Raw genomic sequence first — 16530 nt, forward strand, 5'->3', positions numbered from 1 at the left:
GGTTATAATCAGGTTTTTCTTTGTGTAACATAGGAGAACCTCACAAGTCCTTTTTCTTATATTATACTCCTAAATATCATGAAAAGCCCCTAGAAAAGTGATTCTAAGGACTTTGTCTTCAGTCTGAGGGTTCAGTTTAACTGAACCCTTTTTTGATGTTATTAGTGAATTTCAGAATCAACTTGAACGGTTCCTTTTGTCACGTGAAAAATACGGATACCTTCTGGCAACTGTGACAGGTGATCTAAACTTGTTGTTGTGATAAAGGTTTGGACATTTTCTTTAATTACTGTTTCAAGTAACTTTGTTTGTCGTGTATTGTCTAGCTCGCTCATGACATCGTCTAGTAAAAGAATGGGATTATCTCCAGTCAAGGCCTTCATTAAACTAACTTCAGCCATTTTTAAGGAAAGAATAAGACTGCGGTGCTGACCTTGACTAGCAAAGTTAGCATTCATCCTGTTAATGTAAAAGGCCAAGTCATCGCGATGTGGGCCAACACTAGTATTTTTACGGAAGAAATCTTTCTGCTGATTTTTTTCAAGTTGGTATAAAAATTGTTGGTAAATATTAGTTCTTTTGTCAAAGACAACGGACGACTGATAGGAGAGAGAGAGATTTTCTAAACCATTTGAAATGGCTTGGTGATGAGTATTTGCTTCTTTCTCTAACGCATTGATAAAATCAATACGATGTTCCATGACACGGGTTCCATAGCTAGCTAATTGCTCATCTAGAACAGCTAGAAAAGCGGCATCAATTTGTTGGGCACTTTTTAAATAGCTATTACGCTGTTTAAGCACGTGGTTATAATGGGATAACTCAGATAAGTAAACAGGCTTAATTTGACCAAGGTCAATGTCGATAAATTTGCGACGAAGGCTAGGTGCTCCTTTAACTAGTTGCAAATCTTCTGGTGCAAAAAGCACAACCATCATCGTTCCAATATAATCAGATAATTTTGCTTGCTTTAGCGCATTAATCTTTGTCACACGTCCTTTATCTGATAGATTGATTTCTAAATCAACAGTACCACTAACACGCTGAATCTTACCAGTAAGAGAAACAGTTGAGTGATCAAAATGAATCAATTCTTTATCAGCCCTCGTGCGATGACTTCTAGTAAGTGATAGAAAATAGATTGCCTCGAGAAAATTGGTTTTTCCTTGAGCATTATTACCGATAAAGACATTTAAACCCGATGAAAATGAGGCAAGTAGGTGGTCATAATTGCGATAATGTTTTAACTCTAACTCTTTAATCCACATATTAGATACCTGGGAAGCGGACAGGTGCAGTTGGTTTACCTTTAGTTTTCTTAGTTGCTTTTAGTGATTTTTTGGTAGTAGATTGACGATTGTTATGTTTAGAAGAAGTCTTTTTGTTAGCTTGGTTCATTTGTTTCACTATAGCCGCTACACGTGTCTTTTCAGCCATTTCTTCGGCAAACTGTTCTTTTTCTTCTTGACTAGGCTCAACAATAGTGATAATTAAGTCTTGGTCAGGTAGAGAAATCTTATCCCCTATTCTGATTTTTTTGCCTCGACGTTTTTCATCTTCACCATTAAATAGAACGGTTGTTTCAGCGAGAAATCCCTTGATAGCGCCACCACTTTGGATAATTCCTAATTCTTTAAGAAGGGCTTGTAGGGTGATAAATTCTGTAAATAATTTGTATATCATTGTCATCTCCATTTTGTCATTCAAGTCATTATAGCATAAAACAGGAATAAATAATAATAGCTGAATAAGAGCTATTTGACTATTCCAAAGTGAGACGTTATTTGATATAATATAATCTGTATTTTTAAGAATAAAGTGTGGTTGAAACTTTTTAGAGGTATTACTGGCCTTATTTTGCAGTAAATTATAGGAGCAAGTCAATTGCTTCTTTTTTGTTTAACCGTAAGGAATTTAAAAAGTTATCACTCACCTAACCTGAATAAAAATGGTATAATCGTAAGGATCACACTATTTATTAAGGAAACATTATGAAAATTGTTCAGGGAGTACAACTTCATCTGATTAAGACCAAACGGTTTAAAACCAATCATATTACCTTTCGTTTTTCAGGTGATTTGAACCAAAAAACAGTAGCCAAAAGAGTCTTAGTGGCACAGATGTTAGCAACAGCTAATGATCGCTACCCAACAGCTAAATTGTTTAGAGAAAAATTGGCAGAACTTTACGGAGCCAACTTGTCAACGAATATGTCAACTAAAGGCTTGGTACACATTGTTGACATTGATATTACCTTTGTTCAAGATCGATATGCTTTTCAAGGGGAAAAAGTTTTAGATGAAATGATTCAATTTTTAAAGGAAATCTTGTTTTCACCTTTATTATCAATCGCTCAATACCAACCTAAGGTTTTTGATATTGAAAAGTCTAACTTGATTAATTATGTTGAATCGGATAAAGAAGACTCGTTTTATTATAGTTCTCTTAAAACTAAAGAATTATTTTACCTTAACAAAGAACTACAAGTATCTAAATATGGTACTGCAGAACTCATCACCAAAGAAACTGCCTATACTAGCTATCAAGAATTCCATAAGATGCTCAATGAAGATCAGATTGATATTTTTGTCTTAGGAGATTTTGACGATTACCGTGTTGTTCAATTGTTACATCAGTTTCCTTTTGATGCTCGTAAGAAAAAATTGGATTTCTTCTATTTACAGGATGCTGTTAATATTATCAAGGAATCCATTGAAAAAAAGGATATCAATCAGTCCATCCTCCAGCTGGCTTATCACTTTCCTTTGGTTTTTGGACAAAGGGAATATTATGCCTTAGTTGTTTTGAATGGTCTATTAGGCTCATTTGCTCATTCTCGTTTCTTCACAAAAATCAGAGAAGAAGAGGGATTGGCTTACAGTATTGGTTGTCGATTTGATGTTTACACTGGCTTGTTTGATGTTTACGCAGGTATTGACAGTCAAAATAGGACAAAAACCTTACAATTAATTGTCAAGGAGTTGAACGATATTAAGATGGGACGATTTTCAGGGCAACTAATGAAAAAGACCAAACTAATGCTTATTAATAATGCTCTCTTATCTGAAGATTACAGTAAAAACATGATTGAGATGACTTATATGGCTTCCTATATTGATCCTTCTTATTCGATTAAACATTGGATTGATGAGATTGACAAGGTTAGTAAAGTAGATATCATTAAAGTTGCCAATTTATTAAAACTCCAGACAGTTTACTTCTTGGAAGGAAAATAAGATGACAAAACTAGTAAAGATAGATTACCCTAATATTGACGAGACACTTTACTATGGTAGATTAGAAAATGGGTTAACAGTTTATTTCATAAAGAAAACTGGTTATTCGGAAAAGACAGCTATGTTGACAGTTGATTTTGGTTCTCTTGACAATAGGTTGACAGTGGATGGCAAGTCGACTATTGCTCCAGAAGGGATTGCTCATTTTCTAGAGCATAAACTTTTCGAAGATAAGACAGGGGAAGACATTTCTCTAGCATTCACTCAGCTGGGTGCAGAGACAAACGCTTTCACCACATTCGATAAGACAAGTTACTTCTTTTCAACTGCTAAGGCATTTTCAGAAGGTCTCAAGTTACTTCAGAGTTTTGTCCTTTCTGCTCACTTTACAGATGAATCCGTCAACAGAGAAAAGAAAATTATAGAGCAAGAAATTGACATGTATCAGGACGATCCTGACTACCGTGCTTATAGCGGGATTTTGCAAAATTTATTTCCTAATACTAGCCTAGCTAATGATATTGCAGGAACAAAAGAATCAATTCAAGATATCACAAAAGCTTTGTTGGATGCACACCATTCCTATTTTTATCACCCTTCTAATATGAGTTTATTAGTGATTGGTGATATTGATGTTGACGAAATCTTTGCAGCTATCCAAACTTTCCAAAAAGCTTTACCTTCTTCTGAAGAAAAAATGGTGATTGTAGAAGAATTGCACCATTATCCAGTCATCCCTTCATCATCTATCGATATGGATGTAGCCACTGCTAAGTTAGTTGTTGGTTTCCGAGGTTATCTCGTTTTAGATAACTATTCTCTATTAACTTACCGTGTGGCCTTAAAATTATTATTGGCCATGCTTCTAGGATGGACTTCTAAAACTTACCATGAATGGTATGAAGAAGGAAAAATAGATGATTCCTTTGATATAGAAATTGAAATTCAAGATGATTTTCAATTTATTTTAATATCGTTGGATACTGCTGAACCAATTGCTATGTCAAATCACATTCGCCGTCGATTAACAGACATTAGGCAATCACAAGAGTTGACAGATGAGCATTTAACCCTTTTAAAACAAGAAATGTATGGCGATTTTATTCAAAGTTTAGACTCTATTGATCATCTTACGAGTCAATTTAACCTTTATTTATCTGATAAAGAAACCTATTTTGATCTCCCAAGAATTATAGAGACTATAACCTTGACAGATATTCTTGTTATTGGGGAAGCTTTTTTTGAAGAAGCAGATGTTTCCGATTTTACTGTCTTTCCAAAATAATTCAAAATCTGCTATAATGGAGTTATTATAATATTTTTGAGGTACCCGTATGAGTGAAAAAAGTCTTGGTGAGGTTTTAAGAGAATCGCGTGTTGGCAAAAATATCACATTAGATGATATTGAATCCAAAACAGGGATTTCTTCTCATTACTTATTGGCAATGGAGTTAGATCAATTTAAGATTATTCCAGAAGAGAAATTTGACCAGTATTTAAAAGACTATGCCGATATTGTGGAATTAGATTTCATTACTTTAAAACGCCGCTATCATTATCAAGTGAATGCTAAAAAAAAGAGTGATACGAAATCAGTAACAGAAATTGTCGAAGAAAAACTAAGTCAGAAGCGATTGCAAGAAAAAATGGCAACTGGTGGAATGCCTTACCCTCATTACACCTCGACGCCACCTAAAAAAACTCAGGAGACATTGGTTATTCCCGTCAAAACAGTCGGTTTGGACTCTAAAACCCCTGCAAAGGCTATACCAGCTGTCAGTCAGTTTAAAGGTGATGATCGTTTGGTGCCTAAAAAGACAAATGTCTCACGTTCAAGACGCTATGACAATGGTGATTACTCTAAAAAATCAATAGTACCCGCTTTTATCTTAGGTTTAGTTGCTATAGCGATTGTCGGGGTTATCTTTTTTGGTGTCTGGAAACAATTTGAAAAAGGTCAGCGTGCTAAAGAAGCTGAAATGGCTTTACTTGAGGCTTCTAAAGAATCGAAAGCAGCTTCAAAAGAAAGTTCAAGTGAACCTCAAACTCAAATCACAACAGAAGGCGCAGATAACTATTTGGTAGCAACAGTTACCAAATCGAAAGAAACAGTTGACATCACTGTTTCCTTAACAGATGCAGAAAGTAGTTGGATTTCCTTGACTAATTCTGAAATTGGAGAGAGTGGCACTACACTAACGCAAGAATCTCCGACATATACGGCAACCTTACCTGCTGATGTAACAGAGTCTTTATTGACACTGGGTATCACAAAAGGCGTGTCTGTAACCGTTGACGGACAACCCCTTGACTTATCTGCTTTAACAAGTACTGATTTAAGTTATATCACATTTAAAATTCAATAATTAAGGTACGAAAATGACAAAAAAAGAAAATATTCCCAATTTATTAACCCTTATTCGAATTGTAATGATTCCCCTCTTTCTCCTGGTTACCTCTTTTTCTAATGAACTCAGCTGGCATGTATTTGCAGCTATTATCTTTGCAGTCGCTAGCTTAACTGACTATTTAGACGGGTACCTTGCACGTAAGTGGCGTGTTGTTACTAATTTTGGGAAATTTGCTGATCCTCTAGCAGATAAAATGCTTGTGATGAGTGCTTTTATCATGTTAGTTGGACTGGGTCTGGCGCCTGCTTGGGTATCAGCTATTATCATCTGTCGAGAATTGGCTGTGACTGGGCTTCGTTTATTACTTGTTGAAACAGGTGGAGAAATTTTGGCAGCTGCTATGCCAGGAAAGATAAAAACAACAACTCAAATGTTGTCTATCATTTTCTTGCTTTGTCACTGGACGTTATTAGGAAATGTCTTTCTCTATGTTGCTCTTTTCTTTACCATTTATTCTGGTTATGATTACTTCAAAGGAGCAAGTTTTCTCTTCAAGGATACCTTTAAATAATCATGTCAAATATTATTGAACTCAAACAGGTTACATTTCATTACCATCCAAATCAGGAAAAACCAACCTTAAATCAGGTTTCGTTTCATGTGAAACAAGGTGAGTGGTTGTCTATTATTGGTCATAATGGATCAGGAAAATCGACGACTGTTCGTCTCATTGATGGTTTATTGGAAGCTGATTCAGGGGATATTTTTGTAGATGGTGAATTGCTAACAGAAGAAAACGTTTGGGATATTCGTCATAAAATCGGTATGGTATTCCAAAATCCTGACAATCAATTTGTAGGAGCTACAGTTGAAGATGATGTTGCTTTTGGGCTTGAGAACAAAGGAATTGCCCATCAAGAGATGAAGGAGCGTGTCAACCAGGCTTTACAACTCGTAGGTATGCAAGATTTTAAAGATAGGGAACCTTCTCGCTTATCTGGTGGGCAAAAACAACGGGTTGCTATTGCAGGAGCTGTTGCTATGAGGCCGAAAATCATTATTTTAGATGAAGCCACTAGTATGCTTGATCCAAAAGGACGTTTAGAATTGATTCGGACTATTCAGTCGATTCGTGAAGATTACCAGATAACAGTGATTTCCATTACCCATGATTTAGATGAAGTTGCTCTGAGTGATCGCGTCTTAGTGATGAAAGATGGACAAGTGGAGTCAGCCTCAACGCCAGAACAATTGTTTGCAAGAGGTGGCGATCTTCTCCAGTTGGGCCTTGATATTCCCTTCACCGCTTCTGTTGTACAGATTCTTACAGAGGAAGGTTACCCAATTGAAGCTTCTTATCTCACAGAAAAGGAATTAGAAAATCAATTATGTCAATTAATTTCCAAAATGTAAGTTATACTTATCAAGCAGGGACCCCTTTTGAAGGGCGTGCCCTTTTTGACATTGATTTAACTATTTTAGACGGGTCTTATACAGCCTTTATTGGCCATACTGGTTCTGGCAAATCAACGATTATGCAGTTGTTGAATGGATTACATACTCCGACTAAAGGAATTGTTAGGGTTGGCAAGCAGGAGATTACAAATCAGTCTAAAAATAAAGACATCAAATCTGTTCGTAAGCACGTAGGTCTAGTGTTTCAATTTCCAGAAAGCCAGTTGTTTGAGGAAACTGTCTTAAAAGATGTTGCTTTTGGCCCTCAAAATTTTGGGGTTTCTCAGGAAGAAGCAGAAGCTTTAGCGCGTGAGAAGCTGGCACTTGTAGGTATTTCAGAAAATCTTTTTGATAAAAATCCTTTTGAATTATCAGGAGGTCAAATGCGACGTGTAGCTATTGCTGGTATTTTAGCTATGCAGCCGGATGTTTTAGTTTTGGATGAGCCAACAGCAGGCCTGGATCCAAAAGGTCGAAAGGAATTGATGACCTTATTTAAAAAGCTCCATCAACTAGGAATGACCATTGTCTTGGTAACTCATCTGATGGACGATGTGGCAAACTATGCTGATTTTGTGTATGTTCTGGAAGAGGGAAAAATAATTTTGTCAGGAGAACCAAAGTCTGTTTTTCAAAGGGTTCATTTCTTAGAGGAAAAACAACTGGGTGTTCCTAAAGTGACTAAATTCGCTCAAGGACTTGTTGATCGAGGAATGGCTCTTTCTTCTTTGCCTATTACCTTAGAAGAGCTTAGGGAGGTGCTTAGACATGGATAAATTGATTCTGGGACGTTATATTCCAGGTAACTCCCTTATTCATCGTCTGGATCCTAGAAGTAAATTGTTAGCAATGATTATTTACATTATTATTATTTTTTGGGCGAATAATGTGGTGACCAATCTATTGATGTTGGGTTTTACCTTAGGTGTTGTTTTCTTATCGAAAATCAAGTTATCATTCTTTTTGAATGGGGTTAAACCAATGATTGGAATTATCCTTTTTACGACTCTATTTCAGATGTTTTTCGCCCAAGGTGGCTCACCTATTTTTCGTCTGGGTATTATTACTATCACTGATTTAGGGCTCAGTCAAGCGATTTTAATTTTTATGCGCTTTGTTTTAATTATTTTCTTTTCAACGTTACTTACCCTAACAACAACCCCCTTGAGTTTATCGGATGCCGTTGAGTCCTTGTTAAAACCTTTAACTAGGTTCAAGGTTCCAGCTCATGAAATTGGGTTGATGCTGTCCTTGAGTTTGCGTTTTGTGCCAACTCTCATGGATGATACTACCCGTATCATGAATGCGCAGAAGGCTCGAGGTGTGGATTACGGTGAAGGAAACTTGGTTCAAAAAGTGAAATCCATTATCCCTATTTTAATTCCTTTATTTGCTTCTAGTTTTAAAAGAGCAGATGCCCTGGCTATTGCTATGGAGGCCAGAGGTTATCAAGGAGGAGAGGGTCGTACTAAATACCGTCAACTAGATTGGCAACTAAAAGATAGTTTTGCAGTGAGCTCAGTTTTAATCTTAGGTATCCTGCTCTTTTTCTTGAAAAATCCTTTATAAGTGTTCAAAAGTATTCAAATAAATAAGAAAGCTCTTCCATTTCTGTTTGAAGATTGGGAGAGCCTTTTCATACCTATAACTTCTTGTAATATCAATATTGCTGTAATAATTTTAATATATCTTCAATGGCAAGGTAATAATTAAAGGCTATTATGGATAACGGAGAAAAGTGAGGTATTTATTGAATGTTTAAAAAAGAAAATTTAAAACAACGTTATTTTAGTTTTGGGGTTATCGCAGTTGCTATTGCGATGTTAGCAGTTATTTTTGCATTTTCAAGCAAAAATGTTGATACAGATTCTTACGCTAAGAAATCTGAGCCTAAGGTTATCAAAAAAGTAAAAAAAGCTAAAAAAACTAGTCAAGAAGCTGTTAAAGAAGAACCAAAAAAGGAATCTGCTGAGGCGACTTCAGAACCAGCTCCAGCAGCAGAGCAAGCAGCACCAGCTGCGGAAGCAACTCCGGTTGTTCAACAAGAAACAACTCAAGTTGTTCAATATACAGCAGCTCCAGTAGCTTACAGCTCAGGTGGTGTTGTTCTTTCTAACGGAAATACTGCTGGTGTGGTTGGTAGTCAAGCAGCAGCTCAGATGGCAGCTGCAACTGGTGTACCACAATCAACATGGGAACACATTATTGCGCGTGAATCTAATGGTAACCCAAGTGCTGCGAATGCTTCAGGAGCGTCAGGTTTATTCCAAACGATGCCAGGTTGGGGATCAACAGCAACTGTTCAAGATCAAGTGAATTCCGCTTTGAATGCTTACCGTGCACAAGGCTTATCAGCTTGGGGATATTAAGCTCATAAAAAAGAACAATTAAAAATGACTGTCAGCAAGTTTGACAGTCATTTTTGATTGTTTCAGGTTAAGGTTGACATGTTTTGGAGCAGAGTGTAAATATCGAGAGGTTGTTTGACAATGTAATCAGCTTTACTCAATTGTAACTCTTCTTGACTACCAAAGCCCCAAGTCACACCGATTGTTGTAATGTTAACTTGTTTTCCCCCAATAATATCAAATTTGGTGTCTCCAATAATGATAGGATTTTGGGCTGATGTTGACATGCTTTGTAAACAGGATTGAATGACATCGGCTTTATGGTAACGGACAGAAGTAGAACCAAAGACTCCTGTAAAGTAATCGGTAATACCTAGATTGGTTAACATTTGGATAGCCATTGGTTCATGTTTACTAGTGGTTACATATAGGTCAAAGCCTTCCTGTACTAACGTTCTTAAAAGTGTCTCGATGTCATCGTAGACAGATACTTGATAGATTCCAAATTCTTTGTAGAATGCTCTAAAATGTAAAATAGCTTGTTCAACTTGGTCTTTATTTTCAAAAAAGGCTCTAAAAGTTGTTTCCAAAGGAGGGCCAATGTAAGTTGATAATAAGCTAGCATCTGGGACGATGTGATTCATTTGTTTAAAAGTATATTGAAAGGCATTTAATATACCAGGACTTGAGTCAACCAAAGTCCCATCCAAATCAAATAAAATAGCTGTCAAAGTCCCCTCCTAAAATCAGTAGACGTTATTCACCAAAAATTTCTTTACTATAACGACGACCTGTTGGGGTTGCTGCTAGTCCTCCTTCAGCCGTTTCACGGAAAGCAGTTGGCATAGCAGAACCTACCTGATACATTGCATCAATCACCTCGTCTACCGGGATTTGGGATTCAATGTCAGCTAAAGCCATATCAGCTGCAACGAGGGCAAAGCTTGCTCCCAAAGCATTTCGCTTCACACAAGGAACCTCTACTAAGCCAGCAACAGGATCACAAATAAGCCCCAATAGGTTTTTGATGACAAAAGCGATCGCTTGACTGGCTTGATGAGCGGTACCACCTGCTGCTTTGACGAGTGCAGCAGCACTCATAGCAGATGCTGATCCCACCTCTGCTTGACAGCCTCCCTCGGCTCCAGAAATAGAGGCATTGTTTCCGATAACAAGACCAAACGCACCAGCTGTAAAGAGGAACTCTAATTGTTCTTTTTCAGATAAGTTAAGCTTGTCAATGGCTGTGGCAAGGACAGCTGGCAGACAGCCAGCACTACCAGCAGTGGGAGTTGCACAAACAAGCCCCATCTTAGCATTCAGTTCATTGACAGCCATGGCATTTCTAACAGCAGTGAGCACGGTGATATCAGCCAGTGTCTTCCCTTCTTGGATGTAGTGTTCCATTTTGAGGGCATCGCCCCCTGTTAGCCCGCTGATTGATTTGGTAGGCGTCAACCCTTTTTGAACGGACTCTTTCATAACTTCTAGATTGCGTGACATGATTGTAATGATGTCTTCTCGACTTCGTCCGGTCATCTCAATTTCTGTGGCAATCATTAATTCCGCCACATTGCCACCAAATTCTTGGTCAGCTTGCTTGACAAGTTCTTCAATAGTGTAAAACATAACTTTCCTCTCTAGTCAAAGAAGTTGACGTTGTGAATGTTAGGAATCTTGGCAATCGACTTGACAGCGTCTTGACACTCTCTAGAATCAACTTCAATAATCATAATGGCTTTTTCACCAGCTGATTCACGAGTAACATTCATTGTAGCGATATTGATATTACTGGAAGATAGGATATCTGTTACTTTTGCAATCATGCCAGGAATATCTTGGTGGACAGTAATAATGGTAGGAGTATTCATAGATAATGAGACAGAGAAACCATTTAATTCTGTAACTTGGATATTTCCCCCTCCGATGGAAACACCAGTAACACTCATGCTTTTATCAGCTTTTTTAACACTGATTTTAACCGTATTGGGGTGGGGGGCGTTACTATCTTTTAAAATATCCCAATAAATTTTAATGCCTTTTTGGTGGGCAATTTCAAGAGAACGCTTGATATCAGGATTATCTGTATCCATTCCCATAATTCCAGCAACCAAAGCCTTATCAGTCCCATGTCCTTTATAAGTCTTTGCAAAAGAATTATAGAGATGGAAAGTCACTTCATCGGGAATTTCTCCGAATATGGAATGGACAACTTTGCCGATTCTAACTGCACCAGCAGTGTGACTACTTGAAGGGCCAATCATCACTGGTCCAATGATGTCAAAAACTGATTGAAATTTTTGTGTGTTCATAGGCAACTCCGTTTTTTATTTCTACTTTTATTATAACAGAAAAAAGTTTAAAAATACCCTTGTAATTATAAAAAATTATTTTTGTAATAAAAAATTATTGAGTAATAAAATGATTGGTGTTCCGACTAATTACTGATATAATAGTCTAAGCGTCTAAGGATGCTTCAAAATCGACCTTCAAATCGACTTTTGAAAACGACGACCTTCAATCGTCCGTTGTTGACAATGAAGAATAATTGTTTCGCATTTAACGTTACGGTGTTCTTTATATCTTAAAATTGATGGGAGAATTTTTTTATGACAGATAACTCAAACACACGTGTTGTTGTTGGTATGAGTGGTGGTGTTGATTCATCTGTGACAGCTTTGCTTTTAAAGGAGCAGGGGTACGATGTCATCGGTGTTTTTATGAAAAACTGGGATGATACAGATGAATTTGGTGTGTGTACAGCAACTGAAGATTACAAAGATGTAGCAGCAGTTGCCGATCAGATTGGCATTCCTTACTACTCAGTTAATTTTGAAAAAGAATATTGGGATAGGGTCTTTGAGTATTTTCTAGCTGAGTACCGAGCAGGTAGAACTCCAAATCCTGATGTTATGTGTAACAAGGAAATCAAGTTTAAAGCCTTTCTTGACTACGCGATGACACTCGGGGCAGATTATGTGGCAACTGGACACTACGCTCAAGTAAAGCGAGACGAAGATGGGACAGTTCACATGCTACGTGGTGCTGATAATGGTAAGGATCAAACTTACTTCTTAAGTCAATTATCTCAAAAACAATTGCAAAAAACTTTGTTCCCTTTAGGACATTTACAAAAAACAGAAGTAAGGCAAATTGCTGAGCGGGCAGGGCTTGCAACAGCTAAGAAGAAAGATTCAACTGGCATTTGTTTTATCGGAGAAAAGAATTTTAAAACCTTTTTAAGTCAATATTTACCTGCTCAAAAAGGACGGATGATGACTGTTGATGGGCGTGACATGGGAGAACATGCTGGTCTCATGTATTACACTATTGGTCAACGTGGGGGCCTTGGAATTGGCGGTCAACATGGAGGAGACAATCAACCTTGGTTTGTAGTAGGTAAAGATTTGTCACAAAATATTTTATATGTTGGCCAAGGTTTTTATCATGAGTCACTGATGTCAACTAGTCTTGATGCTTCTGTTGTTCACTTTACACGTGAGATGCCAGAAGAGTTTACATTAGAATGTACCGCTAAATTCCGCTATCGTCAACCCGATTCCAAGGTTACTGTTCATGTTAAAGGAGACAAGGCAGAAGTTGTTTTTGCAGAGCCACAGCGTGCTATTACTCCAGGTCAAGCTGTTGTTTTCTATGACGGTGAAGAATGTCTTGGTGGTGGTATGATTGATATGGCCTATAGAGATGGACAACCTTGTCAATACATTTAAAATGAAGTCATGAATTAAGAGGCGTTAGAAATGGTTTCAAAATTTATATTGACCTTTATGGCTTTTTTTGCCATTATGAATCCCTTATCTAATTTACCAGCTTACATTGCCTTGGTAGCAGATGATGACCAGATTATTTCTAAAAGGATAGCTCGTAAAAGTTTAACGATTGCATTTGTTATTATAGCTATAGTTGTGATGACAGGACATGTTCTGTTTACTTTATTTGGTATCACCTTAGCTGCTTTAAGAATAGCAGGTGGTATTTTAGTGGCTCTAACAGGCTATCATATGATTAATGGTGTTCATTCACCAGATGCGAAACATGTGGGAAACGAGTTAGTAGCAGATCCAACGGCTGTTGCTGTGTCTCCCCTAGCTATGCCACTATTTGCAGGTCCGGGTACCATAGCTACAGCTATCACTTTATCTCAAGGAGGCTGGGAACATCGTCTCATAACCTTGACAGCTTTCTTGCTTCTTTGTTTACTGACTTACCTACTTTTACTAAGCGCCAAAGATATTGCTCGTTTTTTAGGTCAAAATATTATGGCTATTATCACGCGGGTGATGGGGCTTATTCTGACAACTATAGGTATGCAAATGTTAATTATGGGTATTCAAGGAGCTTTTAAGTAACTTGACAAAGTGTTGACAAAATTGTTAAGTTACTTGACAAATGTGTCAATAAATAACTAACATGGAGAATTGACAATTACCAAGGAATTTTTTAAAATAGATAGTAACAATAGCAATGATGGTCAAAGCTCATGAATATTGTAGGTTTTTTGTCCTGCAATTTTCTAGGGTTTTGGCTCTTTTTATGGTTTGGTTCGAGAAATGAGGTGACGAATGGGAATGGATTTTAGAACGACTAGAGGTCAGACAACCTTTAGTTTAAGAGCTAGTGCTTTGATGATTAGAGAGGGTAAGATTTTTTTAACCAGAGATGCAACTGGCAAATATTACACCATTGGTGGCGCAAGCCTAGTAGGTGAAAAAACACGTGAGACTGTTTTACGTGAAACCTTAGAAGAAGTCGGAATCTCTGTCGAAGTGAATCAATTAGCTTTTGTTGTTGAGAATCGATTTTATAGTGCCGATGTTTTTTGGCATAATATTGAATTTCATTATCTTGTTCATCCTTTAGAAGAGCCTAAACTTGAGATGATGGAAAATACCAAGAAACAGGTGTGTGAATGGGTTCCAATTAGTCAGCTGGATCAAATTAATCTCGTTCCTGAGTTTTTACAAACCGAGCTGGCTAAATGGCCAGGACATATTGTCCACATTGAAAGCTAAACGGAAGCGTATGATTTAAAATTAATAGACTGAAATAAAGGATTTGAAAAAATGACACATGAATTTACAGAAAGCTATGACGTCATTGTCATAGGTGCAGGTCATGCTGGTGTTGAAGCGAGTTTGGCCACTAGTCGTATGGGTTGTAAAACTTTATTGGCAACAATCAACCTTGATATGTTGGCTTTTATGCCGTGTAATCCTTCTATTGGAGGATCTGCCAAAGGGATAGTAGTACGAGAAATCGATGCTCTTGGCGGCGAAATGGGTAAAAATATTGATAAAACCTATATCCAGATGAAAATGCTTAATACAGGTAAGGGCCCAGCTGTACGCGCCCTCCGAGCTCAAGCAGATAAATCCCTGTATGCGCGTGAAATGAAACATACCGTTGAAAAACAGGCTAATTTGACTCTTCGCCAAACGATGATTGATGATATTCTAGTTGAAGATGGTCGAGTGGTAGGTATTTTAACAGCAACAGGACAAAAATTTGCGGCTAAAGCTGTTGTGGTGACAACAGGAACAGCCCTCCGTGGGGAAATTATTTTAGGAGAGCTCAAATATTCCTCTGGTCCTAATAATAGTTTGGCCTCAGTAACCTTAGCAGATAATTTAAAAAAACTCGGCTTAGAAATTGGCAGATTTAAAACAGGTACTCCTCCTCGTGTCAAAGCATCTTCTATTGATTACGATCAAACGGAAATTCAGCCAGGTGATGACAAACCTAATCATTTTTCATTTATGTCAAAAGATGCTGATTATCTCAAAGATCAAATTCCATGCTGGTTGACTTATACGAATCAAACCAGTCATGATATCATTAATCAGAATCTTTACAGAGCACCGATGTTTTCTGGTATCGTTAAAGGTGTTGGCCCCCGTTATTGCCCATCCATTGAAGATAAGATTGTTCGCTTTGCAGATAAAGAACGTCATCAACTTTTCCTAGAGCCAGAAGGACGTGATACAGAGGAAGTGTATGTTCAAGGTCTGTCAACGAGTCTTCCAGAAGATGTTCAAAAAGAATTGATTCATTCTATCAAGGGACTTGAAAAGGCTGAAATGATGCGAACTGGTTATGCTATTGAATATGATATTGTTTTACCCCACCAGCTACGTGCCACGCTGGAAACCAAATTGATCTCTGGGCTCTTTACAGCAGGACAAACCAATGGAACTTCTGGTTATGAGGAGGCTGCTGGCCAAGGGATTATTGCTGGTATCAATGCTGCTCTTAAAGTGCAAGGTAAGCCAGAACTTATCCTGAAACGGAGCGATGCTTATATTGGTGTTATGATTGACGATTTGGTTACCAAAGGAACCTTGGAACCTTATCGATTGTTGACATCGCGAGCTGAGTATCGTTTGATTTTACGTCATGATAATGCTGATATGCGATTGACAGAAATTGGTCGCGATATTGGGTTGGTTGATGATGACCGTTGGAACGCTTTTGAGATTAAGAAAAACCAATTTGATAACGAATTAAAACGGTTAGATAGTATCAAGTTAAAACCGATTAAAGAAACCAATGACCGCGTTCAAAATCTAGGCTTCAAACCGTTAACCGATGCGATGACTGCTAAAGAATTCATGCGTCGCCCAGAAATTGATTATGCTACGGCGGTTTCTTTTGTTGGCCCTGCGGCAGAAGATTTAGATGCTAAAATCATTGAACTTTTGGAAACAGAAATCAAGTACGAAGGCTACATTCGTAAGGCTTTAGATCAAGTTGCTAAGATGAAGCGGATGGAAGAAAAAAGAATTCCTGCTAATATTGATTGGGATGCTATTGATTCCATTGCAACGGAAGCGCGTCAAAAATTTAAAAAGATTAATCCTGAAACGATTGGTCAAGCTAGCCGTATTTCGGGCGTTAACCCTGCTGACATTAGCATTTTGATGGTCTATTTAGAAGGAAATGGTAAGGCGCGTCGTAAATCCTAGTCCAGACATGAAATTGTAACCTCAAACCAACCACGCCAAACGCATGAAGAAACTTTTGTTTTCAGAAAACTAGATTCATAATGACAAAATCAATCAAAGTAGTACACTATAGATGAGGTGACTACGATGATTGATTTTATTATTGCTATTGATAATT

General features: G+C 37.5%; 17 protein-coding genes. 12 read left to right on the forward strand and 5 right to left on the reverse strand.

The window, feature by feature from the left end:
* Positions 1 to 161: 161 nt before the first annotated feature.
* Positions 162 to 1268, reverse strand: a complete 1107-nt coding sequence (recF, locus tag ACYTR8_RS09235) for a DNA replication/repair protein RecF (protein ID WP_443597753.1) — start codon at positions 1266 to 1268, stop codon at positions 162 to 164.
* A 1-nt stretch (position 1269) separates the two neighbouring features.
* Positions 1270 to 1683 (reverse strand): S4 domain-containing protein YaaA, encoded by a 414-nt coding sequence (yaaA, locus tag ACYTR8_RS09240; protein ID WP_003055132.1) that lies wholly within the window; start codon positions 1681 to 1683, stop codon positions 1270 to 1272.
* 308 nt (positions 1684 to 1991) lie between these two features.
* Between yaaA and yfmF the strand changes: the two genes are divergently transcribed.
* The 8 genes from yfmF to ACYTR8_RS09280 all read left to right on the forward strand — a co-directional run bounded on the left by yfmF (position 1992) and on the right by ACYTR8_RS09280 (position 9411).
* Positions 1992 to 3236 carry an EF-P 5-aminopentanol modification-associated protein YfmF gene (gene yfmF, locus ACYTR8_RS09245; protein ID WP_269760787.1) on the forward strand — a complete coding sequence of 415 codons (1245 nt, stop codon included), beginning with the start codon at positions 1992 to 1994 and terminating at the stop codon, positions 3234 to 3236.
* Between the two features lies 1 nt (position 3237).
* Positions 3238 to 4521 (forward strand): EF-P 5-aminopentanol modification-associated protein YfmH, encoded by a 1284-nt coding sequence (gene yfmH / locus ACYTR8_RS09250; protein WP_269760789.1) that lies wholly within the window; start codon positions 3238 to 3240, stop codon positions 4519 to 4521.
* Between the two features lie 49 nt (positions 4522 to 4570).
* On the forward strand, positions 4571 to 5602 hold the full coding sequence (locus ACYTR8_RS09255; RefSeq protein WP_111717848.1) for a helix-turn-helix domain-containing protein: 1032 nt from the start codon (positions 4571 to 4573) through the stop codon (positions 5600 to 5602).
* Between the two features lie 13 nt (positions 5603 to 5615).
* On the forward strand, positions 5616 to 6158 hold the full coding sequence (pgsA, locus tag ACYTR8_RS09260) for a CDP-diacylglycerol--glycerol-3-phosphate 3-phosphatidyltransferase (protein WP_269760791.1): 543 nt from the start codon (positions 5616 to 5618) through the stop codon (positions 6156 to 6158).
* A gap of 2 nt (positions 6159 to 6160) precedes the next feature.
* Positions 6161 to 7000: an energy-coupling factor ABC transporter ATP-binding protein gene (locus ACYTR8_RS09265; protein ID WP_269760792.1), complete on the forward strand. Its 840-nt coding sequence runs from the start codon at positions 6161 to 6163 to the stop codon at positions 6998 to 7000.
* Positions 6976 to 7818, forward strand: a complete 843-nt coding sequence (locus ACYTR8_RS09270) for an energy-coupling factor ABC transporter ATP-binding protein (protein ID WP_269760793.1) — start codon at positions 6976 to 6978, stop codon at positions 7816 to 7818. The genes ACYTR8_RS09265 and ACYTR8_RS09270 overlap by 25 nt, the downstream gene beginning before the upstream one ends.
* Complete coding sequence (locus ACYTR8_RS09275) at positions 7811 to 8611, forward strand: energy-coupling factor transporter transmembrane component T family protein (RefSeq protein ID WP_111717842.1); 801 nt, start codon at positions 7811 to 7813, stop codon at positions 8609 to 8611. The genes ACYTR8_RS09270 and ACYTR8_RS09275 overlap by 8 nt, the downstream gene beginning before the upstream one ends.
* 185 nt (positions 8612 to 8796) lie before the next feature.
* Complete coding sequence (locus tag ACYTR8_RS09280) at positions 8797 to 9411, forward strand: transglycosylase SLT domain-containing protein (protein WP_048327867.1); 615 nt, start codon at positions 8797 to 8799, stop codon at positions 9409 to 9411.
* A gap of 62 nt (positions 9412 to 9473) precedes the next feature.
* On the opposite strand, the gene ACYTR8_RS09285 is transcribed toward ACYTR8_RS09280, so the two are convergent.
* The 3 genes from ACYTR8_RS09285 to sdaAB are packed head-to-tail and all read right to left on the reverse strand — an operon-like array spanning position 9474 to position 11702.
* Positions 9474 to 10121, reverse strand: a complete 648-nt coding sequence (locus tag ACYTR8_RS09285; protein ID WP_479642054.1) for an HAD hydrolase-like protein — start codon at positions 10119 to 10121, stop codon at positions 9474 to 9476.
* Positions 10122 to 10146: 25 nt separating this feature from the next.
* A complete protein-coding gene (gene sdaAA / locus ACYTR8_RS09290) occupies positions 10147 to 11019 on the reverse strand; it encodes an L-serine ammonia-lyase, iron-sulfur-dependent, subunit alpha (RefSeq protein WP_111717836.1) in 873 nt (290 codons plus the stop codon).
* A gap of 11 nt (positions 11020 to 11030) precedes the next feature.
* Entirely contained in the window at positions 11031 to 11702 is a 672-nt protein-coding gene (gene sdaAB, locus ACYTR8_RS09295; protein ID WP_003055144.1) for an L-serine ammonia-lyase, iron-sulfur-dependent subunit beta, read from the reverse strand.
* A gap of 297 nt (positions 11703 to 11999) precedes the next feature.
* Between sdaAB and mnmA the strand changes: the two genes are divergently transcribed.
* The 4 genes from mnmA (at position 12000) to mnmG (ending at position 16373) form a co-directional block, all read left to right on the forward strand.
* Complete coding sequence (mnmA, locus tag ACYTR8_RS09300) at positions 12000 to 13121, forward strand: tRNA 2-thiouridine(34) synthase MnmA (RefSeq protein WP_443597760.1); 1122 nt, start codon at positions 12000 to 12002, stop codon at positions 13119 to 13121.
* A 30-nt stretch (positions 13122 to 13151) separates the two neighbouring features.
* Entirely contained in the window at positions 13152 to 13760 is a 609-nt protein-coding gene (locus tag ACYTR8_RS09305) for a MarC family protein (RefSeq protein WP_241067248.1), read from the forward strand.
* A 213-nt stretch (positions 13761 to 13973) separates the two neighbouring features.
* A complete protein-coding gene (locus ACYTR8_RS09310) occupies positions 13974 to 14423 on the forward strand; it encodes an NUDIX hydrolase (RefSeq protein ID WP_111717832.1) in 450 nt (149 codons plus the stop codon).
* 51 nt (positions 14424 to 14474) lie between these two features.
* Positions 14475 to 16373, forward strand: a complete 1899-nt coding sequence (mnmG, locus tag ACYTR8_RS09315; protein ID WP_479642055.1) for a tRNA uridine-5-carboxymethylaminomethyl(34) synthesis enzyme MnmG — start codon at positions 14475 to 14477, stop codon at positions 16371 to 16373.
* Positions 16374 to 16530 lie beyond the last annotated feature (157 nt).

The organism is Streptococcus sp. F2, from assembly GCF_056500955.1.